At 62.0% G+C, this 25,714-nt stretch carries 21 protein-coding genes and 3 riboswitches; of the genes, 11 read left to right on the forward strand and 10 right to left on the reverse strand.

Annotated features, from left to right (window positions below):
- Window positions 1-86 precede the first annotated feature (86 nt).
- Entirely contained in the window at window positions 87-1,112 is a 1,026-nt protein-coding gene (locus JQN66_RS01300; protein ID WP_477190225.1) for an ABC transporter substrate-binding protein, read from the forward strand.
- 75 nt (window positions 1,113-1,187) lie between these two features.
- Here JQN66_RS01300 and JQN66_RS01305 read toward each other — a convergent pair whose 3' ends face one another.
- Together JQN66_RS01305 and JQN66_RS01310 are read right to left on the reverse strand one after the other, a co-directional pair.
- Window positions 1,188-1,682: a CoA-binding protein gene (locus JQN66_RS01305; protein WP_188949585.1), complete on the reverse strand. Its 495-nt coding sequence runs from the start codon at window positions 1,680-1,682 to the stop codon at window positions 1,188-1,190.
- Entirely contained in the window at window positions 1,682-3,049 is a 1,368-nt protein-coding gene (locus JQN66_RS01310; RefSeq protein WP_204676343.1) for an O-acetylhomoserine aminocarboxypropyltransferase/cysteine synthase family protein, read from the reverse strand. Before JQN66_RS01310 ends, JQN66_RS01305 begins: the two co-directional genes overlap by 1 nt.
- A gap of 112 nt (window positions 3,050-3,161) precedes the next feature.
- A riboswitch (SAM riboswitch) is annotated at window positions 3,162-3,256 on the reverse strand.
- A gap of 113 nt (window positions 3,257-3,369) precedes the next feature.
- On the opposite strand from JQN66_RS01310, the gene JQN66_RS01315 reads away from it, so the two are divergent.
- The 7 genes from JQN66_RS01315 (at window position 3,370) to JQN66_RS01345 (ending at window position 9,101) form a co-directional block, all read left to right on the forward strand.
- A complete protein-coding gene (locus JQN66_RS01315) occupies window positions 3,370-3,930 on the forward strand; it encodes a histidine phosphatase family protein (protein ID WP_204676344.1) in 561 nt (186 codons plus the stop codon).
- A 126-nt stretch (window positions 3,931-4,056) separates the two neighbouring features.
- Window positions 4,057-4,554: an RNA polymerase sigma factor gene (locus JQN66_RS01320; protein WP_188949579.1), complete on the forward strand. Its 498-nt coding sequence runs from the start codon at window positions 4,057-4,059 to the stop codon at window positions 4,552-4,554.
- Entirely contained in the window at window positions 4,551-5,180 is a 630-nt protein-coding gene (locus JQN66_RS01325) for a methylated-DNA--[protein]-cysteine S-methyltransferase (RefSeq protein ID WP_204676345.1), read from the forward strand. Before JQN66_RS01320 ends, JQN66_RS01325 begins: the two co-directional genes overlap by 4 nt.
- A 282-nt stretch (window positions 5,181-5,462) precedes the next feature.
- On the forward strand, window positions 5,463-5,660 hold the full coding sequence (locus tag JQN66_RS01330) for a hypothetical protein (RefSeq protein ID WP_188948514.1): 198 nt from the start codon (window positions 5,463-5,465) through the stop codon (window positions 5,658-5,660).
- A gap of 722 nt (window positions 5,661-6,382) precedes the next feature.
- On the forward strand, window positions 6,383-7,138 hold the full coding sequence (locus tag JQN66_RS01335) for an ATP-binding cassette domain-containing protein (RefSeq protein ID WP_188948513.1): 756 nt from the start codon (window positions 6,383-6,385) through the stop codon (window positions 7,136-7,138).
- Window positions 7,139-7,140: 2 nt separating this feature from the next.
- A complete protein-coding gene (locus JQN66_RS01340) occupies window positions 7,141-8,487 on the forward strand; it encodes a hypothetical protein (protein ID WP_204676346.1) in 1,347 nt (448 codons plus the stop codon).
- On the forward strand, window positions 8,484-9,101 hold the full coding sequence (locus JQN66_RS01345) for a hypothetical protein (protein WP_204676347.1): 618 nt from the start codon (window positions 8,484-8,486) through the stop codon (window positions 9,099-9,101). Before JQN66_RS01340 ends, JQN66_RS01345 begins: the two co-directional genes overlap by 4 nt.
- Before the next feature lie 383 nt (window positions 9,102-9,484).
- Here JQN66_RS01345 and katG read toward each other — a convergent pair whose 3' ends face one another.
- Together katG and JQN66_RS01355 are read right to left on the reverse strand one after the other, a co-directional pair.
- Window positions 9,485-11,668 carry a catalase/peroxidase HPI gene (katG, locus tag JQN66_RS01350; protein ID WP_188948510.1) on the reverse strand — a complete coding sequence of 728 codons (2,184 nt, stop codon included), beginning with the start codon at window positions 11,666-11,668 and terminating at the stop codon, window positions 9,485-9,487.
- Between the two features lie 94 nt (window positions 11,669-11,762).
- Window positions 11,763-12,191: a Fur family transcriptional regulator gene (locus tag JQN66_RS01355; RefSeq protein WP_188948509.1), complete on the reverse strand. Its 429-nt coding sequence runs from the start codon at window positions 12,189-12,191 to the stop codon at window positions 11,763-11,765.
- A gap of 737 nt (window positions 12,192-12,928) precedes the next feature.
- Between JQN66_RS01355 and JQN66_RS01360 the strand changes: the two genes are divergently transcribed.
- Window positions 12,929-14,812: a BCCT family transporter gene (locus JQN66_RS01360; RefSeq protein WP_204676348.1), complete on the forward strand. Its 1,884-nt coding sequence runs from the start codon at window positions 12,929-12,931 to the stop codon at window positions 14,810-14,812.
- Between the two features lie 113 nt (window positions 14,813-14,925).
- On the opposite strand, the gene acs is transcribed toward JQN66_RS01360, so the two are convergent.
- The 4 genes from acs to JQN66_RS01380 form a co-directional block, all read right to left on the reverse strand.
- Window positions 14,926-16,887, reverse strand: coding sequence for an acetate--CoA ligase (gene acs / locus JQN66_RS01365; RefSeq protein WP_204676349.1), 1,962 nt, complete (start codon window positions 16,885-16,887; stop codon window positions 14,926-14,928).
- 72 nt (window positions 16,888-16,959) lie between these two features.
- On the reverse strand, window positions 16,960-17,796 hold the full coding sequence (locus JQN66_RS01370) for an ABC transporter permease (RefSeq protein ID WP_188948506.1): 837 nt from the start codon (window positions 17,794-17,796) through the stop codon (window positions 16,960-16,962).
- A 5-nt stretch (window positions 17,797-17,801) separates the two neighbouring features.
- Complete coding sequence (locus JQN66_RS01375) at window positions 17,802-18,824, reverse strand: aliphatic sulfonate ABC transporter substrate-binding protein (protein WP_204676350.1); 1,023 nt, start codon at window positions 18,822-18,824, stop codon at window positions 17,802-17,804.
- Between the two features lie 83 nt (window positions 18,825-18,907).
- The gene (locus JQN66_RS01380) at window positions 18,908-19,729 is read right to left on the reverse strand and encodes an ABC transporter ATP-binding protein (RefSeq protein ID WP_204676351.1); all 822 of its coding nucleotides are present in this window, start codon (window positions 19,727-19,729) and stop codon (window positions 18,908-18,910) included.
- Window positions 19,730-19,734: 5 nt separating this feature from the next.
- Window positions 19,735-19,836: riboswitch (SAM riboswitch) on the reverse strand.
- Window positions 19,837-20,102: 266 nt separating this feature from the next.
- Window positions 20,103-20,193: riboswitch (SAM riboswitch) on the forward strand.
- A 17-nt stretch (window positions 20,194-20,210) separates the two neighbouring features.
- Between JQN66_RS01380 and JQN66_RS01385 the strand changes: the two genes are divergently transcribed.
- Complete coding sequence (locus tag JQN66_RS01385) at window positions 20,211-21,554, forward strand: acyl-CoA dehydrogenase family protein (protein ID WP_204676352.1); 1,344 nt, start codon at window positions 20,211-20,213, stop codon at window positions 21,552-21,554.
- A 73-nt stretch (window positions 21,555-21,627) separates the two neighbouring features.
- Entirely contained in the window at window positions 21,628-23,046 is a 1,419-nt protein-coding gene (locus JQN66_RS01390; RefSeq protein ID WP_204676353.1) for an LLM class flavin-dependent oxidoreductase, read from the forward strand.
- A gap of 95 nt (window positions 23,047-23,141) precedes the next feature.
- Here the strand turns inward: JQN66_RS01390 and JQN66_RS01395 are convergent, their stop codons facing one another.
- Window positions 23,142-23,657: a COG4315 family predicted lipoprotein gene (locus JQN66_RS01395; RefSeq protein WP_204676354.1), complete on the reverse strand. Its 516-nt coding sequence runs from the start codon at window positions 23,655-23,657 to the stop codon at window positions 23,142-23,144.
- Window positions 23,658-23,852: 195 nt separating this feature from the next.
- Window positions 23,853-25,676 (reverse strand): gamma-glutamyltransferase, encoded by a 1,824-nt coding sequence (ggt, locus tag JQN66_RS01400; RefSeq protein ID WP_204676355.1) that lies wholly within the window; start codon window positions 25,674-25,676, stop codon window positions 23,853-23,855.
- Window positions 25,677-25,714 lie beyond the last annotated feature (38 nt).

Below are 25,714 nucleotides of genomic sequence, written 5' to 3' on the forward strand. Positions count from 1 at the left end.
GAACACCTTATCGCGAATGTTGCGGTAGATGATGCTTACCTATCATTCGACGCCAATGAATACGGTATATTGGCGTTGTGAATTTCTTGAATACTCGTACCTCGTGGGGCCGCACCATCCTCGGCGCCACCGCTGCACTCATGGTTGCAGTCACCGCCGGCTGCGGCGCGGCTACCAGCACCTCCGACTCCAACGCCGGCAACAAGGACGTGGCCGTGGGCGGCCAGAGCTTCACAACCGCGGATGCGGAAACCGCCAAGTTCGGTTCGGACGCCGAAGCCGGCCAGTTCCCCCGCACCGTGACCCACGCCAACGGCACCACCGAAATCCCGGCCAAGCCGCAGCGCGTGGTGGTGCTGGATACCGGCGAGCTGGATGCCGTGCTATCCCTGGGCATCACCCCGGTGGGCATCCCTTCCACCGAAGGCGCGAACTCCGTGCCGAGCTATCTGGCCGACGAGGTCAAGGATGCCAAAACCGTAGGCACCATCCAGGAGCTGAACCTGGAGGCCATCGCCGCGCTGAACCCGGATCTGATCATCGGCTCCCAGCTGCGCGCAGACAAGCTGTACAGCCAGCTCAACCAGATCGCCCCGACCGTCTTCTCCATCCGCCCGGGCTTCCCGTGGAAGGAGAACTTCCTGCTGGCCGGCGAGTCGCTGGGCGAGGAAACCAAGGCGGTTTCAGTGCTGAACGACTACCAGGCCAAGGCCACTGCGCTGAATGAGGACGTGGAGGGCGATCCGAAGATTTCCCTGCTGCGCTTCATGCCGGAGAAGATCCGCCTGTATGCCAACAAGTCGCTGATCGGCGTGATCCTGGCCGACGCCGGATTCTCCCGCCCGGAGAACCAGAACATCGACGACCTGGCCGCTGAAATCTCCGCGGAGAACCTGGCCGATGCCGATGCCGACTGGCTGTTCTACACCTCCTACGGAACGCCCGAGGCCACCGGCGAGAAGGCCGCGGTGGAAGGTCCGCTCTGGGGCCAGCTGCAGGCGGTCAAGGACGAACAGGCCATCCGCGTGAACGACGACGTCTGGTTCCTGGGCCTGGGCCCGACCGGCGCCAACCAGATCCTGGACGACCTGCGCGGCTACCTGGTCAAGTAGCGCCAAAGAAGACGAGCACAGCGGTGCCGCCCTTCATGCAGAAGGGCGGCACCGCTGTGTTCGTCCGGGGATTTCCTAGGCCAGCAGCTGGCGCTTGGAGGAAATCACGCCGGTGTTGAAACCGGCCAGGCGCAGCCCGCCGTGGAAGCGCGCATGCTCGATCTTCACGCAGCGGTCCATGACCACGTTCAAGCCCGCGGCCTCGGCGCGATGGGCCACCTCTTCATGCCAGGTGCCCAGCTGCAGCCACAGGGTCTTCGCCCCGACCGCCAGCGCCTCGTCCAGCACGCCGGGGATGTCGTCATGCTTGCGGAACACCTCGACCAGGTCCGGTGACTCGGGCAGGTCGGCCAGCGACTTGTACACCGGCTCGCCCAAGATCTCGTCCAGTACCGGGTTGATGAAGTACACCTTGTACTTCGAGGAGGACAGCAGGTAGGTGGCCACGAAGTAGCTGGCGCGCGAGGGCTTGTTCGAGGCGCCGACAATCGCGATGGTTTTGGTTTCGCGCAGGATGTTCAGGCGTTCTGCGGCGCCCGGGCCCTGCCAGGTGCGTTCAGCGGTGCTCATTAGTTGGCTCCCTTCGAAGCAACGGGAACGGCGCAGGATGCCCCGTCATAGGTCGGTGCCGCGAAATCGGACTCCAACGAGCCCTCCTGCGAGGCGGACAGCGCCTGGTCCAGGTCCCAGAGGATGTCCTCGACGTCCTCCAAGCCGACCGAGAGGCGGATCAGGTCCTCCGGAACGCCGGCGGCGAGCAGCTGTTCGCCGCTGAGCTGCTGGTGGGTGGTCGACGCCGGGTGCAGCACCAGGGTGCGGGCATCGCCGATGTTCGCCAGGTGGCTTGCCAGCTGCAGCGCGTCGATGAACTTGGCGCCGGCCTCGCGGCCGCCCTTGACGCCGAAGCTGAAGACCGAGCCGACGCCCATCGGCAGCAGCTTGGAGGCCTGCTCGTGCTGCGGGTGGGATTCAAGCCCCGCGTAGTTCACGTAGGTGACGCGTTCGTCGGCTTCCAGCCAGGCGGCGACCTGCTTGGCGTTGGCCAGGTGGTTGTCCATGCGCTGGGGCAGGGTCTCCAGTCCCTGCAGCAGCTGGAAGGCGGACTGCGCCGGCAGCGCCGGGCCGAAGTCGCGCAGCTGCTCGCTGCGCAGCTTGGTCAGGAAGCCGTATTCGCCGAAGTTGGCCCACCAGGAGACGTTGCCGTAGCTGGCCACCGGTTCGGTCATGGTCGGGAACTTGCCGTTGCCCCAGTTGAAGGTGCCGGACTCGATGACCACGCCGCCCAGGGTCGTGCCGTGCCCGCCGATGAACTTGGTGGCCGAATGGATCACGATGTCCGCGCCGTGCTCGATCGGGCGCAGGATGTACGGCGGGGTCAGCGTGGAGTCGACCACCAGCGGGATGTCGTGGCGGTGCGCCACGTCGGCCAGCCCGGCCACGTCCGCGATGTCGCCGGACGGGTTGGCCACGACCTCGGTGTAGACGGCCTTGGTGTTCTCCTGGATCGCGGCCTCGAAATCGGCCGGATCGTTGGAATCGATGAAGGTGGTGTCGATGCCGAAGCGGCGCAGCGAGACGTCCAGCTGCGTGATGGTACCGCCGTAGAGCTTGGCCGAGGCCACGATGTGGTCGCCGGCCTGGGCCAGCGCGGCGAAGGTGACGAACTCCGCGGCCATGCCGGAGCCGGTGGCTACCGCGCCGATGCCGCCTTCCAGCGAGGCCATGCGTTCCTCGAACGCGGCCACGGTGGGGTTGCCGATGCGCGAATAGATGTTGCCGTACTTCTGCAGTGCGAACAGGTTCGCCGCGTCGTCGGTGTCCTTGAAGACGAACGAAGTGCTCTGGTAGATCGGCACCGCGCGGGCGCCGTGCTCGGCATCGGGGGTGCCGCCGGCGTGCAGCGCGCGGGTGCGGAATCCAAACTTGTGGTCTGCCATGGTGGCTTCTGACTCCTTGTCGATACGTTTTTGACCTCCGCGCGGGGCACGGAAGCCATCGAGGCAGGAATCCCGGTTCAATGTCGCTTCAGCGCCGGGTAGGCGGAAAGCAGCTCCATCGTTTCTGGCGGTAGCACCGTATCCACCGGCTGTGGCAGGTTGCTGCGGCGTCATCGAACCAGATCTCTCGGCCGCTCGGGATGGTTGTAACAATCTTCGCAACATGACCGAAAATGACCCAACTATGAGTCGTAACGTTGCGTATTGCTTCCTTTGCCGGAGATTATTCGATACCTTTGCGCTGCGCTTATGCTCGAGTCATGGACACCGCGCTGGCACTGGTACGACATGGGCAAACCGACTGGAACCTGGCTGGCCGCCTGCAGGGCCGCACGGACATCGAGCTGAATGACACCGGGCGCCACCAGGCGCGCAGCCTTGGACGCTTCCTGAAGGGCAGGGGCTGGGACCTGCTGCTGGCCTCCCCGCTGGCCCGCGCGCAGGAGACCGCGGCGCTGATCGCCGAGCAGCTCGGGGCCGAGACCGGCCCGGCGGTGCACCCCCTGATTGAGCGGAGTTTCGGCCCGCTGGAGGGGCGCATCATGGCAGAGGTCAGCGACCTGGAAGCCGCCGAGGTGCAGCACGAGCTCGAAACCCACCGGCAGATCCTGGACCGGGCCCTGCCCGCGCTGCTGCAGCTGATGCAGGAACACGAGGGGCGCAGGATCATGATCGTCAGCCACGGGGCCACCATGCGCGTGATCCGCGATGCGCTCGCCGGCGGCAAGCAAGCCCAAGGCGTCGATAACGGCGAAGTGATTGACATCGACCTGGAGCGGCTGGAAGAAATCGCCGCAGAGCTCGATCCGGTGCGTCTGTAACCGGCTTCTCCAATCGCGCCTTGGCGCCGCGGAGCAAAAAAATTTTCGCTCCCGACCTCACAAACTTCGCCTGCGGTACGTTTACAAGGTGAGAGCCCGCAAGGGGAAGCAGCTGCCGGGAGAGCCATGCAGATACCGTTCGAACGGATCGTCCAAGACCATGGGCTGACCGTGTTGCGCGTGTGCCGCGCCCTGCTTGACGAGCATCGCGCCCAGGATGCGTGGTCGGAAACGTTCCTCTCCGCCCTCAAGGCCTATCCGGATCTTCCGGAGGATGCCAACGTGCAGGCATGGCTGGTGACCATCGCCCACCGCAAGGCCATCGACGAGCTGCGCAAGAACCATCCCGAGGTGTTGACCGAGATGCTGCCCGAGGCAGAAGCCGGCCGGGCGGGGCTGCCCGAAGCCAGGATCATGGATCGGGAACTGTGGCAGGCGCTCAATGCGCTGCCTCCGAAGCAGCGTTTCGTGCTCGCCTACCGGTACTTGGGCGGGTTGAGCTACGCGCAGATCGCACAGGTCCTTTCCGGTTCCGAAGCGGCCGCCCGCCGGGCGGGAAGCGACGGGATCAAGAACCTGCGTGCCCAATGGAAGCATGCACAGATGCTGGAGGAGTTGTCATGAGCGAACGGATTGCAGCCGTCCCCGCGACGCAGGACGAAGCGCGGATCCTGGCGGAACTGAACAAAAAATTTGTTCATGATGCCCGCAGCCAGCAGCTGATCGAAATCTCCTACCGCATTGTCGACAGCCCGATCGGCCGGCTGCTGCTGGCCTCCACCGAGGCCGGGCTGGTCCGGGTGGCCTTTGAAACCGAGGGACATGAGCGCATCCTCGAGGCGCTCGCGCACAAGGTGGGCCCGCGGATCCTGAAGGACGACCGGTCGCTCGACGACGCGGCCAGGCAGCTCGACCAGTACTTCTCCGGCACGCTGCAGGAGTTCAGCCTGCCGCTGGACCTGCGGCTTTCCACCGAGTTCCGCCGGCAGGTGCAGCTGGAGCTGGGCCACATCGCCTATGGGCAGACCCAGAGCTACGCCCAGGTGGCCGAGCACATCGGCAAGCCGAAGGCGGTGCGGGCCGTCGGCTCGGCGTGCGCCACGAACCCGCTGCCCATCGTGCTTCCCTGCCACCGCGTGCTGCGCACGGACGGCTCGCTAGGAGGCTATCTCGGGGGACTGGACATCAAGACCCGGCTGCTGAAGCTGGAGAACCCGGACTTCGACGGCGGCGAAGCCACCCTGTTCTGACAGCTTCAAATCGCAGACTTAACATTCTTTTGTTCGGTCGTTTAGCTAGATGCATAAGTCCTAATACACGTGACCTCAACAAAGCCTCCTGAACAGGACGGGAATCTCCACAATCCCGGGGCTTTCGAGCACGTCCTCTGAGGTGATCATTCCCGAGATCGGCGTGGACCTGAGCGTATTTCTCGTGCGGCGTACTTGGCAACGTGGGCGGAGGTCTGCCCGGGGTAGAACGAATCGGCCGGACGCAGTAAGTCTTCGCATACCAGAGGCGGGGAATCCTCTGTGAACGCTGCGCTGGGCACCGCAGCGCAGAGCGCGACCCGGCAGAAGAACACGTTCGTGGCCGCACGGATTCCACGACTCTACCTGCGCCGCGACGATAACCGGTTGATTCTGGAGGCCGTGCAGACGTTGGTGGAGCTGAACTGGGGGAAAGAGCATAATTGTGCGGGATCGCGGCCTGTCAGAAAAACCAATTGATTCGTACGGAAATGACGTGGGCCAGGATCCGCAGGATATTCATCCGTTTAACTGCCATTCGAGCGCTCCGGCCCATTCAACCGATTAAGCACTTGTGGAATGGTGCGAAGAACTTGATCAGTAATATTCAGCGCGATGATTTAGAACCGACGGTCGCAGCGTTCAAAGACCCTATCCGTGCAAAGGTGTTAGATTGCAGGATCTGAGTAGTTGGCGTTCGGAATTAGACAGTTAGCGTCAAGGATAGTAATATCACGTGAGAAAATTAAGTCTAAATGTTTGTCTAGGTGGATAAAAATGCTGGGTCAAAAGATTCGCGCAGCTGCACTGGTCGCTGTTCTCGTGGGAGGGGGAAGTTTGGTTGCTGCAGCTCCTGCTATGGCTGAAGGTTCCTGGTCTTCGTCAATCACGAATGCCCTAACTGGTTTTAAATCGCGGTCTTGGCAGGACAGCCACAAGGACAAAGCGGCTACCAAAACGGTGTTAAAAACTTGCTCTGAGACATGGGGAAGTTCGAAGCCCGTAGGAAGCGTAACGCTTAACTTATTCGATGAAAGGGGTCTTCTGCCTGACAAGAACATGGGATCTAGGACCAGCAATTGCGGCACTTTCAATTGGGGTGAAATGCAGAGACCAGATCGGTACCATTTTAAGCTTTCCAAGGTGGCTGGCCTCGACAGTGGAGTGAAGCTGACTGCGAAGTCGGTCAAGCAATACTTCTAATGAAGAATATCGAAATATCCGGCGTGGACTACGGCTATGCATCAGAATCGAAAATTTTTCAGAATCTAGATGTTTCGTTTCTTCCGGGAAGAACGGCTCTGTTGGGTCCAAATGGAGCTGGGAAATCTACGTTAATCTCCCTGATGGCTAGTGTGCTTTCGCCTTCTGCAGGGACTATTGAGATAACCCGTGCCAATGGAAACCGGATCACTTCCCGTCAGCTGCGAAAATTTCGTCGGCTCGTTGCTTGGTTGCCCCAAGATTTCTCCCCTGTAGCCGGTCTTAGCGTCATGGAACACGTTATGTACGCAGGGTGGTTAAAAGGGATGTCGCGTAGATTGGCTAAACACGAAGCTCCTTGGGCTGTCCATGCTGTCGGCTTAGATGAATTATCGGGTAAGAAGGCCACGGAACTATCGGGCGGGCAACAGAGACGTCTGGGATTAGCAGGTGCCTTAGTGCATCGAGCTGGGGTTGTTCTCCTTGATGAGCCCACGGCTGGTCTTGACCCTGGACAGCGCGATAGGTTTCGGCGGATCCTGGCCACGCTCAGTGATGAGCATGTAACCGTGGTTTCTACTCACCAGACGGAAGATATTGATGGTTCTTTCGACCACGTAGTAGTGCTTGTTGACGGGAGCATCAGATTTAATGGCTCCGTTAGTGAATTCATGAATGTAGCGCCAGCGAACATTACTGACCCTCGGGACCGAGTTCGCATAGCCTATGCAGCTTTCGTCGAAGGTGAGATCTGAGGATGCTTCCCGTTACTCGACGACCTGCGTGGTGGCTGCTCGCTCCGGCGATAGGTCTAGTTGTCCTGTATGTGCAACAGTATGTTCCGAGCCTGCAGATCATTGCCCAGCGTGAAGCGGCAGTTGCGGCTTCGGCGCTCCTGCTTATCTTTTCTGCGTCATTGGTCAGTACTACTGCCGCCCTAGAAGTTGGACGTGATCGAGCAAGCTGCGGGATGACTGAAGTATCGGTCCGTAGCAAAATCGAGGTTGTTGCCGCTCGACTATGGCCTTGTCTTGTTGCAGGAACGATCGTCCAGATGTCAGGAATCTTCGTGTTGCTGGACAAAGCTGGCTCAGCACCTGATCGATTCCCCGTTCTCATCACCGTGGGATTGCTGTGTGCGTTGCTCTTCCACGCTGGTATCGGAGTCTTTTTGGGTACGTGGTTACGGCCACGTTTCGCTGTTCCCTTTGCCCTGGCGCTTTCCTACCTTTGGCTTGGGTTTGCTTGGAGCTTCGATTTCGTACCAGTCCGGTATCTGGCGGGGCTTGCCTTGGAAGGGTGCTGCTCTCCAAGCGAGACTGTGGACATATCTGCGGTTGTTGCCTTGATCGTGTTCTCACTCGCGGGGTTTGTCGGGCTTGTTCTGATGGCAGGTGGCGTCGATAGTAGAAAACTGAGGCCTCGTGGGAACAGGAACTGGTTGCGTCTCGTAGCGGGTATTGCGACGCTTGGATTAGGTACTTCACTGGGTCTATTTGCGGCCCGTGATGTTGGGGTGAATCCAGTGGTAGCTAGGCCGCTCGCGGACGCGCAGTGTTCAAATAGTGTTCCTGAGGTCTGTCTCTTCTCTACTCAGTTGGCTAGGGGCGATACTCGGCACGTTTATGCAGACACGTTCACGGTGCTTGCTGCTAGGGGAATGCCGAAGGTAACCCAAGTCTTTTCGATTAGTGGAGATCATGAGCCGGTGTTGTCGGCGCAGGGCGTCGCCAATGTTGTTGCGGCACCAGGGCAATCGCGTTCGGCTGCGCTGGAATCGGCTGCTAGTACTTTCGCGGTGGCTGCTTCCAATACCGAGTGTGGTGACGATGTTTCCACGGATATTTATGGGTGGAGTGAAGTGCTCAAGGTTTGGAGTGTCCAGGCTGCGGCGTTACAAATCCTTGATTCAGAAGAACGTGAGGGTATTCCTGACACGAGCTTCTTAGAGTTGATTTCGGAGCCGGGAGAGACGGACTTTGCTCAGCAGTGGCAGGTACTCAGTGGATTTGACGAACAGTCGCAAAACGACTGGGCGGCGTCGACCTACCGTCAGCTGAGCCAGTGTCAGGTTCCAGCGCAGCTCGGTGTTGGTCCCCGGTGAAATGGGCGCTAAATACTCGACACTACTGGTTAATAGCATCCGTTGTAATTGTTGCTGGTGTGGTGGGAACGGTATCTGGCAATGTCGACCTTCCCATCCCGTTTTTGAGCGCCCTTTTGGGTACTTCAACGATGCCTGCACCGGTAATCCCTAGTTTAGTTGTCGCGATTGTTGCTGGTGGCTCGATTCAAAGCGCTGAAATGCTCTGGACATTCGCCTCTGTAAGAAACGTAGTTGCCCATTCGATGGCCTTGGCTGCAGCGGTAGTGCTTCTAGTGTTTGTAGTCTCCTTCACGACTGGAATCCTTGTTGGGGACAGTGCTGTGGCTGTGCTTTTGACCCGGGATGTTGCCGGGTTCTTGGTGCTTTGGTCTGTGTCGCGGGCGCTGGGGATTGAACGGTTTGCATCGCTTGTGCCGGTTGTTTATTTGTTGATTGCAGCTATTTTTGCACGTAACTCGTTGGGGCAAACGCGTGGTTGGGCTTGGATTTTGGATAGGGATCTGGGCAATTTGTGGGCGGTATACACAATTTTTCTGGGCACGTTGTTGACTCTTCTCTTTGTGCTTAGGAGACGTTCGTTGCTGGGCGGCGCCAAGGGACCCAAAGTCTAATTGCGAAGTCAAGAGAAGTTGAACTTACTGGTCTATCTCAGTTGTAACCCTGATTTTTTGGCCAACGGCTGCAACTTTGATGATTTAAGCGAGGTAGGGCGGGAACGATCGAATTTCGCGTATCGCAGGCTGGCTTGCACAGAGAACCGGTTTTCGTCGCGTCGACGATGTCGCTCGCGCTGGGCGATTTGCTCACTGATCGCTCACGTCGATTCGAGGTTTGAACCTTACCAATGACGGATCTGAGTCGAATTCGGCTTATTAGCAGGGGCAGTAACCCGTCAATGCATCTCGCTAGATTAAAGATAAAAGTCGGTGGCCGCCGCCTTCCCTCGGGAAGGCGGCGGCCACCGGTTTCTCAGCTAGAACCTAGCGCAAAAAAACTAGTTCTTGCGAGCCAGATCGAAGCGGTCCGAGTTCATGAACTTGGCCCATGCGTTGGCGAAGTCCTTGACGAACTTCTCCTTGGCGTCGTCCGAAGCGTAAACCTCGGCGAGGGCGCGCAGCTCGGAGTTGGAACCGAAGAGCAGGTCCACGCGGCTGCCGGTCCAGCGACCGTCTGCCGAGGTGTAGGTCTGCTTGTCCTCGGAAGCGGTCCACTGGATGCCCGGTGCCAACAGGTTCGTGAAGAAGTCGTTGGTCAGGGCGCCCGGGGTCTCGGTGAAGACACCCAGATCGGAACCGTCCCAGTTGTTGCCCAGTACGCGCAGGCCGCCGACCAGTACGGTCATTTCCGGTGCGGACAGGCCGAACAGGTTGGCCTTGTCCACCAGCAGGTACTCGGTAGGCAGCTTGATGAAGCCCGAGTCGTAGTTGCGGAAGCCGTCCGAAACCGGCTCGAGCCATGCAAACTGTTCGACGTCGGTCTGCTCCTGGGTGGCATCCACGCGACCCGGTGCGAAAGGAACCTCGATCTGCTGGCCGCCGGCCAGTGCAGCCTGCTCCACACCGACGTTGCCGGCCAGGACCACAACATCAGCGAAGGACGCCTTGATCTCGGAGGAAGCGTTGAAGGTCTCGACGATCTCTTCCAGCTTGGCGATGACCGGCTTGAGCTGCTCAGGCTGGTTGACGGTCCACGATACCTGTGGTTCCAGGCGGATGCGGCCGCCGTTGGCACCGCCGCGCTTGTCCGACGAGCGGAACGAGCCAGCTGCCTTCCACGCGGTGGAGATCAGCTGCTGAACCGACAGGCCCGACTCGTTGATCAGGGACTTCAGTGCTGCAACTTCCTTGGCGCCCAGGGTAACCTCTGGAGCGGCCGGCAGCGGATCCTGCCATGCCAGGTCCTCTGCAGGAACCTCTGGACCGAAGTAGCGGGACTTCGGGCCCATGTCGCGGTGGGTCAGCTTGAACCAGGCGCGTGCGTAGGCATCGGCGAACTCTTCCGGGTTCTCCTTGAAGCGCTTGGAGATCGGGCCGTAGATCGGGTCGAAGCGCAGGGCCAGGTCGCTGGTCAGCATGCGAGGTTCGCGGTGATCCAGGTTGTCATGGGCAGGCTGGACCAGGCCGGCGCCGCCGCCGTTGACCGGACGCCACTGCTTGGCGCCAGCAGCCGACTCGAACAGTTCCCACTCGTAAGCGAACAGGATGTGGAAGAACTCGTTGTCCCAACGGGTTGGGTGGTAGGTCCAGGTAACTTCCAGACCCGACGCGGTGTTGTCCGACGCGTTGCCGGTGCCGTAGCCGTTCTTCCAGCCCAGGCCCTGCTCCTCGAGGCCTGCGGCCTCCGGGTCCTCGCCGATGCGGTCAACGTTGTGTGCACCGTGGGTCTTGCCGAAGGTGTGGCCGCCGGCGATCAGCGCGACGGTCTCTTCATCGTTCATGCCCATGCGGCGGAAGGTTTCGCGCACGTCGATGGCCGAAGCCAGCGGATCGGGGTTGCCGTCCGGGCCCTCAGGGTTGACGTAGATCAAGCCCATCTGGACTGCTGCCAGCGGCGCTTCCAGATCGCGCTTGCCGGTGTAGCGGTCGTTGTCCAGCCAGACCTTTTCAGGACCCCAGTAGACATCCTCATCTGCTTCCCAGACGTCCTTGCGGCCGCCGGCGAAACCGAAGGTCTTGAAGCCCATGGACTCCATGGCCACGTTGCCGGCCAGGATCATGAGGTCGGCCCAAGAGATGGACTGTCCGTACTTCTGCTTCACTGGCCACAGCAGGCGGCGAGCCTTGTCCAGGCCCACGTTGTCTGGCCATGCGTTCAGCGGGGCGAAGCGCTGCTGACCGGCTCCGCCGCCACCGCGGCCGTCGTGCGAACGGTAGGTACCGGCCGAGTGCCATGCCATGCGGATGTACAGCGGACCGTAGTGACCGAAGTCGGCTGGCCACCAGTCCTGCATGGTGGTCATGTTCTCGATCAGGTCAGCCTTCAGGGCATCCATGTCGAGAGCTTCGAAGGCCTTGATGTAGTCAAAGTCTTCGTCCAACGGGTTCGAAACCTGCTGGTTCTTCGCCAGGATCTTCAGGTTCAGCTTGTTGGGCCACCACTCGGTGTTGGGGTTGCCCTGGGTTGGGTGCACAAGGCCGGCGCCAACTACTGGGCACTGACCTGCTGTCGTCTCAGACATATGCTCTTCCTTCCGGTTAAAGGGGTTTTTGGGGCAGCGTCCGCCGGGAGGTTTTCGGGCCAGCCGGCGGGGCTTGGGAACTAGGGGGTGCTTTTCAGCTGTTCAAGGCCTGGCAATCCGGGCAAATGCCCCAGTAGATCACTTCGGCTTCATCTATCTGGAAGCCGTGATCGTCCGAGGCATGCAAGCACGGAGACGCTCCGACCGAACAATCGACATCCGCCAGATGTCCGCACCGGCGGCACACCACGTGGTGGTGATTGTCGCCGACGCGGGTCTCATAGCGGGCAATGTGCCCCTGGGGCTGGATCTGACGCACTACACCCAAGCTCGTGAAGAGCTTGAGCGAGTCGTATACCGCCTGGTGGGACACATGCGGATGCTCCTCATGCACAGCCGAAATAATGGTTTCGGTGTCGGCATGGGGGTTTGCAGTCACCGCCGCGAGTACCGCAACGCGAGGTTGCGTCACCCGCATGGATGCCTCTTTCAGCACCTGCTCGATCCCTGCCTTTGATGTCATGTTTCAAGCATGCCTTCTTATTTTGAATGAGTCAAGATAAGAATCGGTGTGTTACGGGTAACTTTTTGCTGAACGCGCAATGAACGTTTGCAATCTGACTTTGAAGTGCATATATGCGAATCTGGTTATATTTATATCGTTGCGGCGCCCGTGCTGGTTCGCGGGCGGGGTGAGTTGCCCACCGCGCAGGCCTGGCGTGGCACCCCGGGCCAATCGTCCGAGGTGGCGGCATATTCAGATTCTCGATTAAAGCTAATGGCAGATTAATCGTGCCGTGAAATTGATGCCTAAATTCTTTGAATAATACTTCGCTTTATCGCCATCAAAAGAAGCGAAAATCCAGCCGGCGACGAAACTCACAGTCAGTTCCAGAAACCCCGGAACCACGGGAGATGCTGGTAGTCCTTCCGGGGAATTCGCGGGCATGGAGTTCCGTGAAGGTTGACCTTGCAGTGGATCTAACTAATGATGGAAAAGCCCGAATTACGGCCGTTTGAATCAAGATACGACAAAAATTTTCCGCCGAATTGCTTGTTTCGTACGTAGAGTATGGGAACGGGCACGCAAGCTTTCATCGTGTGCTGCGGGTCGATCTTGGATTCAGTGAACTGAAGCAATCAAAGCAATCCTCAACCGAATGCACTAGCCGGATGGCGTTCCCCGCATAGGGAGCTGGCGCCCGATAGTCAGGTGGCCGATGTGCTCGGCCCCTGCCTGGCTGGTGGGGAAAGAACGCAATGAAGCAGAGTGACCAATCAATAGAAGAGATCGTTGGAGAGCTGCACTCAGCTCGCCAGCGTAAGCCGAAGAAGTACATGCTTGAGGGCACCGACTACTGGGTGTTCGGGATTGCCGGAGCGCTTGCCCTTGCCTTCATTATCTGGGGTTTCGTCACACCCGATGGGCTGGGCACAGTGGCCGATGCCGCCTTGGATTGGGTCATCACCAATACCGGCTGGTTGTTCATCATCGCGGCCTCGGTCTTCGCCGTCTTCGTCATCGTCGTAGCGGCCAAGAATTTCGGGCGCATTCCGCTGGGCAAGGACGACGAGAAGCCGCAATTCAGCACGGTTTCATGGATTTCCATGATGTTCGCAACCGGCATGGGCATTGGCCTGGTGTTTTACGGCGTCGGTGAGCCGTTGTACTTCTACATGTCCCCTCCACCGGGGACGGTCGAGGGACAGACCGATGCAGCGCTGAGCACTGCCATGGGCACCACGCTGTTCCACTGGACCCTGTTCCCCTGGGCCATGTATGCGATCGTGGGACTCGGAATGGCCTACGGCAGCTTCCGCCTTGGGCGCCCGCAGCTCTTCTCCTCGATGTTCACCCCGATCTTCGGCGACCGGGCCATCCACGGATGGGGCGGCCGCGTCATCAATATCCTGGCCATCATCGCCACCCTGTTCGGCTCGGCCTGCTCTCTGGGCTTGGGCGCGCTGCAGATCGGCGGCGGCATCCAGGCCACCGGCATGATGGAAAAGGTCGGATCCGGCGTCCTGGTCGTGATCATCGCGATCCTCACGGCCTTGTTCGTGGCTTCGGCGATCTCCGGCATCGAGCGCGGCATCCAGTGGCTTTCGAACACCAACATGGTGCTGGCGGTCATCCTCGCCCTGATCGTCTTCATCGGCGGGCCGACCCTGTTCATCCTGAACGTCATCCCCAACGCCATCGGTTCCTTCATCGGAGACCTGCCGCAGATGTCATCCCGCACGGCGGCCTCGGGAGATGAAGCGGTTTCCTCATGGCTGTCCTCATGGACCGTGTTCTACTGGGCCTGGTGGGTTTCATGGACCCCATTCGTGGGCCTGTTTATCGCCCGCATCTCCCGTGGCCGCACCATCCGCCAGTTCGTCACCGGCGTGTTGCTGGTGCCTTCCACGGTGACCCTGCTGTGGTTCGCGATCTTCGGCGGCGGCGCCATCGGAATCCAGGAGCGCGCCGAGCGTGCAGGGGATACCTCGGCACAGCTGGCGCAGATCGTGGACGGCGCCCCGGACATCAACTTCGACTTGATCCTCTTCGACATGCTGGAACAGCTTCCGGTGGCCGGATGGGTCTCGGTGGTGCTGATGGTCTTGGCCGTGCTGCTGATCGCAATCTTCTTCGTTACCGGTGCGGACTCCGCATCCATCGTGATGGGCGCCCTGAGCGAAAAGGGTGCAGAGAACCCCACACGGAAATCGGTGGTTTTCTGGGGTGTTGCCACCGGCGCGGTGGCCGCGGTCATGCTGCTGGCGGGCGGCGACAACCCGGCCGAGGCGCTGAACGGCCTGAAGAACATCACCATTGTTACCGCGCTGCCGTTTGTCGTCGTCATGTTGCTGTTGTGTGTGGCCATTTGGAAGGACCTGAGCCGCGATCCGCTGATCCTGCGCAGCACCGTGGCGCGCCAGGTTCTGGAGAATTCGGTCTCGCGCGGCGTGGATCGCCATGAGGGCAGCGGATTCAGCCTGATGACCACCGAAATTCCGGTAGTCGAGGCGGCAAAGCTGGGCACCGAGCGCGGCGCGGTGGTGGAAGAGCGCGAAGTGTTGCTGGCCACCGAACCAGCTGAACCAACCGACTCAAAGGACCCGGCCGAGCCGAAGTCCCGGGGCCCGGAGAAATCCTGACATCGACGGATGGCCTGCCCCAGCAGGGCAGCCGGAACTGAACAAGCTGGCCGGGTCCGTGCATGATGCACGGGCCCGGCCAGCTTGTTAATCAGCGCGGTCGGCGGCTGCGGTCAGCCGCGGGCGCGGCAGATCTCGTTGATCTCCGGGATGCATGGCTCATTCTGCAGGCTTGTCGTGTCGCCCAGCGTGGTGCCCTCGAAGAGCTGGGTCAACAGGCGTCGCATGATCTTGCCCGAACGAGTCTTCGGGACGTCCGGCACCAGCACCACATCGCGCGGCTTGGCGATCGGGCCGATCTGCTCGGCCACGGTGGCGCGCAGCGCGGCGATGAATTCTGCCTGGCGTGCGGAGGTGGCCTCATCGGGATCCACCGCGATCAGCGACTTGTCCAGCGGGACCACGAACGCGGTGGCAGCATGCCCGGTCTTGGCATCCGGGGTCGGGCAGACCCCGGCTTCCACCACGCCGGCGTTGGTGACCAGCGCGGATTCGATCTCGATGGTGGACAGCCGGTGGCCGGAAATGTTGATCACATCGTCGGTGCGGCCCAGGATGTAGATGTCCCCGTCTTCATCGAAGCGGGCGCCGTCCCCGGCGAGGAACCATCCCTGTTCGACGTACTGCTGCCAGTAGCTGGTGTAGTAGCGCTGCGGGTTGCCCCACACGGTGCGGGCCATGGACGGTCCGGTCTCGGTAATGACGATGTTGCCCTGCTGGTTCGGCGGCACGGTGTTGCCTGAGGCATCCACGATGTCCACGCTCACCCCGGGCAGGGCGCGCGCGGCGCAGCCCGGCTTGAAGTGTGCGTCGGTGGGCAGCGGGGAGAGGATGGTGGCCCCGGACTCCGACTGCCACCAGGTGTCCACCATGGCGATGCCGTCGGCGGTGTCGCGGCCCACCTGGCTGCGCAGCCAGCGCCATGCCTCGGGGTTCACCGATTCTCCGACGGTGCCGCCGATCTTGATCGAGGACAGGTCGTAGTCCGCCGGGATGCCCTCCGGGAACCAGCCCATCAGCGAACGGACCAGGGTCGGAGCGGTGTAGTAGCTGGTCACCCGGTAGCGTTCGATGATCTCGAAGTGGCGTCCCGGGTGCGGGGCATTCGGTACGCCTTCGTAGATGACCTGGGTGACGCCGTTGGCCAGCGGACCGTACATCTCGTAGGTGTGCGCGGTGACCCAGGCCAGGTCCGCGGTGCACCAGTGCACGTCGTCGGCGCGCAGGGAGTGGTCCGGGTTGGCGAACAGCAGGTTGTAGCTATAGGCCGCCTGCGTCAGGTAGCCGCCGGTGGTGTGCACCAGGCCCTTGGGCTGCCCGGTGGTTCCTGAGGTGTACATGATGAACAGCGGGGTCTCGGAGTCGAAGAACTCCGGGGTGTGCTCGGTGGACTGGGTCTCGACGACCTCATGCCACCACACGTCGCGGCCTTCGGTCCACGCGATGTCATCGCCGGTGCGGCGGATGACCAGCACCTTTTCGATGCTGTTTTCGCCGGAGACTGCCTGGTCAGCGTTGTCCTTCACCGGCACGGAGGTGCCGCGGCGGAACTGCCCGTCGGTGGTGACCAGCAGCTTCGCCTTGGTGTCTTCCACTCGGAATTTCAGTGCCTCGGCCGAGAAACCGCCGAAGACCAGCGAGTGGATGGCGCCGATGCGGGCGCAGGCCAGGGTGATCACGATGGTTTCGATGAGCACCGGCAAATAGACGACCACCCGGTCGCCCTTGGTGATGCCCAATTCCAGCAGCGCGTTGGCGGCCTGCGAAATGCGTTCCTGCAGGTTCCTATAGGTGACCGCGATGCGGTCGCCCGGCTCGCCCTCGAAGTACAGGGCCACCTTCTCGCCGTTGCCCGCGGCGACATGTCGATCCGCGCAGTTCACCGCGGCATTCAGCGTCCCTCCCAGGTACCAGGAGATCTGCGGTCCGCGCTGGGCTTGGGGATCTGCCGGAATGATCTGGCTGGTGGTGTGCCAAGGGGTTTCCCAATCCAGAAGGTTTGCTGCCTCGTCCCAGAATTCGTGGCGGGCTTCCTTGGCTGCGGCTGCTGTAGTGGATGCCAATTCGGTGGTCATTGCAGTTTCCTTGGGTTGAAATACGAATTTCGGTGGTAGCGATCGGGGTGTGCAGAAGATCCGGTGGTTGGCCTAGGTCCAGCGCCGGATCGCCCAGCGTTCGGCGACCGACAACAGGGCGTCGGTGATTTTTCCGAAGACGGCGAGCAAGATGATGGTCAGAATCAGTCGGTCAAGGCGACCGTTGTTCTGCGAATCAGTCAACAAGAATCCGAGACCCATCGAAGCACCGAGCAATTCAGCCGCCACGAGGAATAGCCAAGCCTGGGCCAGGGCTAGTCGGAGTCCGGAGAAAATGGAGGGGACAACTGCCGGTAGCTGGACGGTGCGCAGCAGGTTCAAACCCTTGAAGCCGAAAGAACGGGCTGCTTCCACGAGTTGGGCGTCGACATGGCGCAAAGCCAGCGAGACGGTGGTGAAGACCGGGAAGAACGCCCCGATGATGATGAGAGTGACTTTGGAGTCTTCGCCCATTTTCATCCAGAGCACCAGCAACGGCACCCATGCCAGCGAGGGCACCGCACGCAGCGCGCCGATGCTCAGGCTCAGCAGGGCATCGGCGAGCTTGGACAGCCCTACCAGTGCACCGAAGAACAGCCCTAGGAGTGAACCGATCGCGAAGCCCAGCAGCACACGCTGGGTGGAGATTCCGATGTGTTTGCCCAGATCTCCGCCCTGGAACAGTTCCCCGGCCGCCGTGATGACGGCCCCCGGGGTGGGCAGCGACCAAGGCGCGACAATGCCGGTCACAGTGACGTACTGCCACACGGCAATAGTCACGATGGGGATAATCAAGGACAAAAGCCATTTGGGAGCCTGAAGGATCCTGGCGGCAAGTCCCGGCTTGTTCCTGTTGCCGGCCGTCAGGTCGCTGCGCTCAGCCTTTGGGCTCTGGGTTGGCGAGGACATGGGGATTACTCTCCGGAGATATTCTTGGCGTTGGCCTTGGTGGCGAACTGGTCGTCCACCAGGGTGGCTAGTGCTTTGTCAACGGTTTCCTGCTTGGATACATCGCCACTTGCAACGAGGGTTGGCGCGATATTGCCCAGGACCTTGGTGAAGGACTCGCCCGGCACCGTGCCGACATCCAGGTTGGAACGCTCAGTGATTACGGTCTGGGCAACTTCGGTGTCCAAGCCCGCAACTTCGGCGAGAATTTCTGCGGTTTCGTCCGGGTTTGCAACAGCCCACTCTCGGGCCTTTTCATACGAGTCGACAACCAACTGCGCCAGTTCCGGGCTTTCCTCGATGAAGTCGGCCCGTGCATTCAGTGCACCATAGGTGTTGTAATCGAGGTTGCGGTGGAACAGCTTGGCCCCATCTTGCTCGGCGGAAGCCATGATGGGATCAAGACCCGACCATGCGTCAACCGAGCCATTTGCCAGTGCGGTGCGACCGTCCGCGTGCTGGACATTCTGCAGCGTGATGTCCTTCTCGCTCAGCCCTGCTTCCTCCAATGTTTGCAGCAAGAAGAAGTATGGGTCGGTTCCCTTGGTAGCGGCAACAGACTTGCCCTTCAAATCTGCAGGAGTGGTGATCTTCGAATCCTTGTTGACCACCAATGCCGCCCATTCAGGCTGCGAGTAGAGCGAGATGGTCTTGATCGGCGAGCCGTTGGAGCGGGCCAGCAGTGCGGCGGATCCTGCGGTGGAGCCGACCTGAACTGCGTCTGCGCGCAGCGCTTCGTTGGCCTTGTTCGATCCGGCGGACTGGATCCATTCGACGGTGACTCCCTGCTCCTTGGCTGCCGCATCCAGCCATCCCTTTTCCTTGAGAACTAGGCTCAGCGGGTTGTAGGTGGCAAAGTCGATGGACAGCGTCTTGCCGTCGCCTGCGGCCGAAGCGTTTTCGCCGGCGCAGCCTGACAGTGCAACGGCGCCAACTGCCAAGGCTGCGAGAGACAATGCGGTGCGACGGGTGAAGTGGTTTGCGAGCATGAGAATTCCTTGATTTGTGCGTGCGAGTGCAGCGGCCGCGAAAGTGCAGCCGTTGAAGAGAAAGTGCGTCGGCGAAGCTGGCGCTAGTGGTTTGTGGCGTCTACGCCCAGAAGGCCAAGGAGCCTTGCCCGGTTGGCAACGAACTGCTCGTTGCTGTGGCTACGGGGGTGGGGAGCCTCCAGCCGGAGGTCTTCAATGACCGTTGCCGACTGCTGGTCGTTACGACGTCCAAGAACCACAACGCGATCGGCGAGAGTCAAAGCTTCGTCGACATCGTGGGTCACCATCAATACGGTCGTTGGGAACGATGCATGGATCGACAGCAGTAAGTCCTGCATTTTCAGGCGGGTCAGAGCATCTAAAGCGCCAAATGGTTCATCGAGCAGCAGCACGCCAGGGCGGCGTGCCAGCGCCCTGGCAAGGGAAACCCGCTGTGCCATGCCACCGGAAATCTCGCGTGGCCGCAGGTCGGCCGCGTGGCTCAGTCCGGTCAGCTCCAGAAGCTGGTCAATGAGTTCGTTGCCTTCCAGCCTGCTGGTTCCCGGAGCCAGTCCGAGCGAGATGTTCTCTCGCACCGAACGCCAGGGAAGCAATCGCGGTTCTTGGAATGCTACCGCGCAAAGTTCGTTGATGTCGTTGACTTCCCGGACGCCGGTGAAGACCGCGCCACTCGAAGGGTGATCCAGACCTGAAACCGAACGCAGGAGTGTTGACTTGCCGCAGCCGCTGGCACCGAGGATCGCCACGACTTGGCCTGCATCGATGTGCAGGTTGACGTCCGCGAGAACTGTGCGCTGTTCATTCTTTGTGGTGAACGTACGCGAGACATTTCGGAAGTCGACGGGCAGTGCGGTGGACGTGCTGGTGCTGTCGGCGGTCTGAGGCAGGGCGAAGGCAGTGGCCATGATCATCTCCATCGGTCCTGGCGGTAGCACCGGCCGGGAATCCTAGGATTCAACGGTGGTTGCTGCGGCGTCATAGAGCCAGATCTCTCGGCCGCTCGGGATGGTTACAGGTCTATTACATGCATTCGAACGATTTCATTGCAAATCCTGCGTAACATGAAAAATCTTCGATATGACCGCGCGAGCTGTGGGATATTTCGTTATTTATTTCATTGAATGACGGTTTGATCGATTTTTACCCTCCATGCTTGGGTCATCTTCGGCGGTTCACCGCATAGAGCACCCGTCGGGTTCTGCAACAGCAAGTCTTTCGGCGACAAAATATGACTTCGGGGCTTGGAATCGCCCGTTTGTTACGGCTACAAATGATTACGACCCATCCAGAGCGGCTGAGAGATCTGGCTCCACGACGCCGCAGCAACCACCTTTAGCCGGGACGGTGCTACCGCCAGGATCGATGGAAAGAATCGAGGACTTTTTTATGTCTTTTGGCGCACCCCAAAACAATCTCGAGGTGGACTTCAACACGCTGAGCACGCCGGGAGCCGGCAATGCGCTGGAGCTCGATGAATTCACCGAAGAGCGTCCGACCCGCCAGTTGCTCAAGGTGACTCCCGGTCCGGGAGCCGACGAAGACTACGAGCGCCTCGCCGCGATTTTCCGTCCGGTGTTCGCCCAGATTGCCGCCGGAGCCAAGGACCGGGACCGCAACCGCATCTTGCCCTTCGAGCAGGTGGGGTTGCTGAACCGCGAGCGTTTCGGGGCGTTGCGCCTTCCGGTCGCCAACGGCGGCCACGGTGCCAGACTCAGCGACGTCTTCCGCCTGCTGATCGAACTTTCCGAGGCGGATTCCCACATCGGGCAGCTCTGGCGTGCGCACATCGCCTTCGTCGAAGACGTGCTGCGCCTGCAGGACGAGCAGCTGAAGGCCAAGTGGTTTGCGCGCATCGCCGCCGGGCAGATTGTCGGCAACGCCTACACCGAAAACGGCGGGAACGCCCTGGGCGCTCTGAACACCAAGGCCAGCCAGGTCGACGGGCGCTGGGTGGTCAACGGCGAAAAATACTACTGTACCGGCACCATCTTCGCGGATTGGACCACCGTCGCGGTGGCCCACCCGGACCGCCCCGGCCGGCAGATTGCCGTGGTCTCGACCCAGCACAGCGGGGTGAAGATCCTTGACGACTGGGACGGCTTCGGCCAGGGGTTGACCGGCACGGGGACCACCGAGTTCCACCAGGTTCCGGTGGACAGCTTCATGCCGGAGGATCCCAACGACCCCGAGGCTTCGATTTTCCAGCTGGTGCTCATGGCGGTGCAAGCAGGCATCGGCCGCGCGGCGCTGAACGACATGCGCAGTTCCGTGCAGACGCGCACCCGCAGCTTCACCACCGGCACCGGCGTGCCGGTGCACCGCGAGCCGCAGGTGCTGCAGCTGGTGGGGGAGGTCTCCGCCGAAGTCTTCGCCGCGGATTCCGTGGTCATCGGCGCCGTGCTGGAGGTCGAAGCGGCGCTGGCCGATGCGCACCTGAATGCGGAGGAGCGTTTCGCGGTCTGCGAGCTGGCAGCCAACCGGGCGCAGGCCATCGTGCAGCCGCTGGTCATCAGCGCCACGAGCAAGCTGTTCGACGGGCTGGGCGCCTCGTCCACCCGCAGCAGCTGCAACATGGACCGGCACTGGCGCAATGCGCGCACCATCGCCACCCACAACCCGGCCATCTACAAGGCGCGCATCGTGGGGGACTACGAGATCAACGGGGTCCAGCCCCAGCGGCTCTCGGTCACCGGCGAGCTGTCCGCACCCACCCAGAACCACGCCGGCTAGCGGCCGCAGCGCCGCGCACCCGCCAGACTTCCACTTCTCAACCACTTCTCAACCACGAACAAGGGGCACATCCATGAGCGAGAACCAGCCTGCGAATCCGAAGCGCGAGATCCTTTTCAACGCCTTCGACATGAACTGCGTCGCGCACCAGTCTCCGGGCCTGTGGCGCCACCCGAAGGACAAGGCCGCCGACTACAAGACCATCGGCTACTGGACCCACCTGGCCAAGGTGCTGGAAAAGGGCAAGTTCGACGGGCTGTTCATCGCCGACGTGCTGGGCACCTACGACGTGTACAACGGCACCAACGAGTCCCCGCTGCGCACCGGTGCCCAGGCCCCGGTGAACGACCCGTTCCTGCTGGTCTCCGCCATGGCCGCGGTGACCGAGAACCTGGGCTTCGGCGTCACCGCCGGCACCGCCTACGAGCATCCGTACCCGTTCGCCCGCCGCCTGGCCACCCTGGACCACCTGACCAACGGCCGCGTGGGCTGGAACGTGGTCACCGGCTACCTGCCCTCGGCCGCCCGCAACATGGGCCAGGAAGACCAGATGGAGCACGACGAGCGCTACAACCACGCCGACGAGTACCTCGAAGTGGTCTACAAGCTGCTCGAAGGCTCGTGGGAAGACGACGCGGTGCAGGCCGACAAGGAAACCGGCGTCTACACCGACCCGGCCAAGGTGCACTCGATCAACCACGAAGGCAAGTACTTCAAGGTCCCGGGCATCGCGATCACCGAGCCGAGCACCCAGCGCACCCCGGTCATCTACCAGGCCGGCACCTCGCCGCGCGGCCTGAAGTTCGCCGCGCAGAATGCGGAAGCGGTCTTCGTGACCAGCCCGACCCGCGAAATGCTCAAGGACACCGTCACCAAGATCCGCGACCACGCCGAAGCCGCCGGCCGCGACCGCTACGACATCAAGATCTTCGCGATGCAGACCATCATCACCGCCGAGGACTCGGCCGCAGCCCAGGCCAAGTACGAGGACTACAAGTCCTACGCGGACATCGAGGGCGCGATGGTGCTGATCTCCGGCTGGATGGGCATCGACTTGTCCACCTTCAACCCGGACGAGGTCATCGGCGCCGACGTGAAGTCCAACGCCATCCAGTCCTCCGTGGCCACCTTCCAGAAGGCCAGCGGCGACGAGGGCAACCCGTGGACCGTACGCCAGCTGGCCGAGTGGGTCGGCGTGGGCGGCTTCGGCCCGATCACCGTGGGCTCCGGCGCCGAGGTGGCGCAGAAGTTGATCGACTGGGTGGACTACACCGACGTGGACGGCTTCAACCTGGCCTACGCCATCACCCCGGGCACCTTCGAGGACATCGTGGAGTACGTGGTGCCTGAGCTGCAGGCCCGCGGCGCGTACAAGACCGAATACGCCGACGGTTCGCTGCGCAACAAGCTGTTCGGCGCGGGCGACCACGTCAAGGACACCCACCGCGCGGCGCAGTTCAAGGTCTCCAACCGCCTGGCCACCCAGGTCTAGGACCAAAGCGCTACCGCAGCCAACCGGCCCCGCCGCCCTGGAAAGGGCGGCGGGGCCGGTCGGCAAGCCAACCTGCGGCGTGCCTGCGGGCGTGGTCAGTGGATCGGCACGCCCGCGCTGTCCACAACCCACCACACGTCGCTGACGGCCTGGCCCTTGGTGTCGCCGGGCTTGCTGTCCGAAACGTAGTAGTACATCGGCCAGCCGTTCAGCGTCAGCTGCGGCTTGCCGTCGGTGCCGGTGATGGTGCCCAGCTTCCCGGTGATGCCCTTGGCATCGCTCAGCGAGGCAGGCCCCGAGGGGACCGGGGGCCACAAGTCGAGGCAGCCGCCGGTGCAGGAGGAGGCGCCCGAGTTCTGCGTGTCCTCGTCGAACTGGTAGATGCTCATGCCCCGCTGGTCGGTGGCGATGCTGCCCAGCTCGGTCTGCCGCATTTCCAGGATTGCGCCGTTTTCCTTGAGATTCGGCACCGGGCTGCTGTTGGTGTTGGGCACCCCGTAGTTCGACGTGCCTGAAGTGTCCTGGGTGGAACCGTTCTGGCCGGAGCATCCGGTCAGAACCAGCGTTAATGCCGCGGTGAGGACCGCGGCTGTCGAAAATGCCTTGCCCATGATCGTGCTCCTTGTTCGTCCTGGTTCCTCCCGCAGCGCCGGGGCGGAAGGGTGGAAAACCGTACAAGGTGAGAACGAGACAGCGCCCTTCCGGGTTCAGCGTCCCCGGGAGTTTTTCTGTTCCAGCCTCCCGCTGCCGAAAAGCCGGGCCCGCGCCCAGTCCATGACGCGGACGGAGCGCGAGCCGCGGCCGGGCTACTTGGCCGGCTTCACCACCATGGCGGATCCGCCGCCGCGGCGGGTGGGTTCTGCCGCCGCGGTGAGCTTGCCGTTGGCATCGACTTCCACGGCGGCCACCGCACCGATTTCCGCCTGCGGGGTGAAGGAATCCCCGGCCGGGGTCAGTTTGTGCCCGAAGGCCTCCAGTGCGGAACCGTAGGCGGTGATGAACTCCGGTTCGGCGGTGACGGCCGCGGTGTTGCGCTGCGAGGCGCGCGGGGCGGCGATGGCCTGGCCGAGGTCCATGCCCAGGTCGATGCGGTTGACCAGGGTCTGCAGCACCGTGGTGATGATGGTCGAGCCGCCCGGGGATCCGATGGCCAGCGCCGGCTCGCCGTCGCGCAGCACGATGGTCGGAGCCATGGAGGAGCGCGGGCGCTTGCCCGGGTCGATGCGGTTTGGATCCTCGGGGTTGTACACCGTGGAGAAGTCGGTCAGCTCGTTGTTCAACAGGAACCCGCGCCCCGGCACCATCATGCCCGAGCCTCCGGTCTGCTCGATGGTCAGCGTGTAGGCGACCATGTTGCCCCAGCGGTCCACCACCGACAGGTGCGTGGTGGACACGTTTTCGGTGTCCTGCTCGTCAACCGGTACGCCGGTTTCCGCCGGGCACAGCCCGTCGAAGTTCTCGACGTCCCCGGGAGCCACCGGCTTGGCCGCCGCGCGTTCCGGGTCCAGCGCGCAGGCGCGTTCGGCGCCGAAGAGCTGGCTGGTCAAGGTCCTGGTCGGCACATCCACGAACGCCGGGTCGCCGACGAACTTGCCGCGGTCGGCATAGGCCAGCGCGGTGGCTTCCAGGTAGTGGTGCAGCGCGGACGGGGTCTGCATGGAGGACAGGTCGAACTGCTCCAGGATGTTCAGCGATTCGCCGATGGTGGTGCCGCCGCTGGAGGACGGGGCCATGCCGAAGACCTGAAGCCCGCGGTACTCGACCTTGGTCGGCGCCTGTTCGACCACGGCGTAGTCGGCCAGGTCCTGCGTGGTGATGAAGCCGGCCGGCACCGGCAGGTCGGTGTCCGCGCTCTTGGGCGGTGCGGTGACGGTGTCAGCGATCTCCTGCGCCAGCTTCCCCTGGTAGAAGGCCTTGGGCCCGTTCTTGGCCAGCAGCCGGTAGGTGGCCGCAAGGTCGTGGTTCTTGAAGATGCTGCCCACCTTCGGGGCGTCGCCGCCGGGCAGGTAGAGCTCGCTGGTGTCTTCGAACGCCTCGAAGCGCTTCTTGTTGTCCAGCGTCTGCTCGCGGAAGGTCTTGTCCACCACGAAACCGCGCGACGCGGTCTGGATGGCAGGCTGCAGCACCTTCTTCAGGTCCTGCGTGCCCCAGTTTTCCAGTGCCCGCTGCCACGTGGCCAGCGTACCGGGAACGCCGACCGAGACCCCGCTGGTGACCAGTTCCGGGGTGAAGTTGTAGGGCTTGTCGGTGGCCGGGTCGATGAACGCGTCGTGCGGCATGGCCGCCGGGGCGGTTTCGCGCCCGTCGATGGTGCTGACCTTTCCGGTCTTGGCGTTGTAGTACATGAAATACCCGCCGCCGCCGATGCCGGCGCTGTACGGTTCGGTGACGCCCAGGGCGGCCGCGGTGGCGACCGCGGCGTCCACGGCATTGCCGCCCTTGCGCAGGATCTCGATTCCCGCTGCGGAGGCCTGGGGATCCACGGAGGCGACGGCGCCTCCGCTGCCCTGGGCGACGGGGTCCTTCTCGGTCTGTCTGGGATCGGCGCTCGCCGGTACTGCGGATGCTGCTCCCAGTCCTAGGGCCAGTGCTGCGGCGCAGGCAATGGCCCGGATATGTGGTCGTGACATACCTGGATCTCCTCAGAAGATGGGTATGAAGTATGCGC

This window comes from Glutamicibacter protophormiae (assembly GCF_016894325.1).
Lineage (GTDB): Bacteria > Actinomycetota > Actinomycetes > Actinomycetales > Micrococcaceae > Glutamicibacter > Glutamicibacter protophormiae.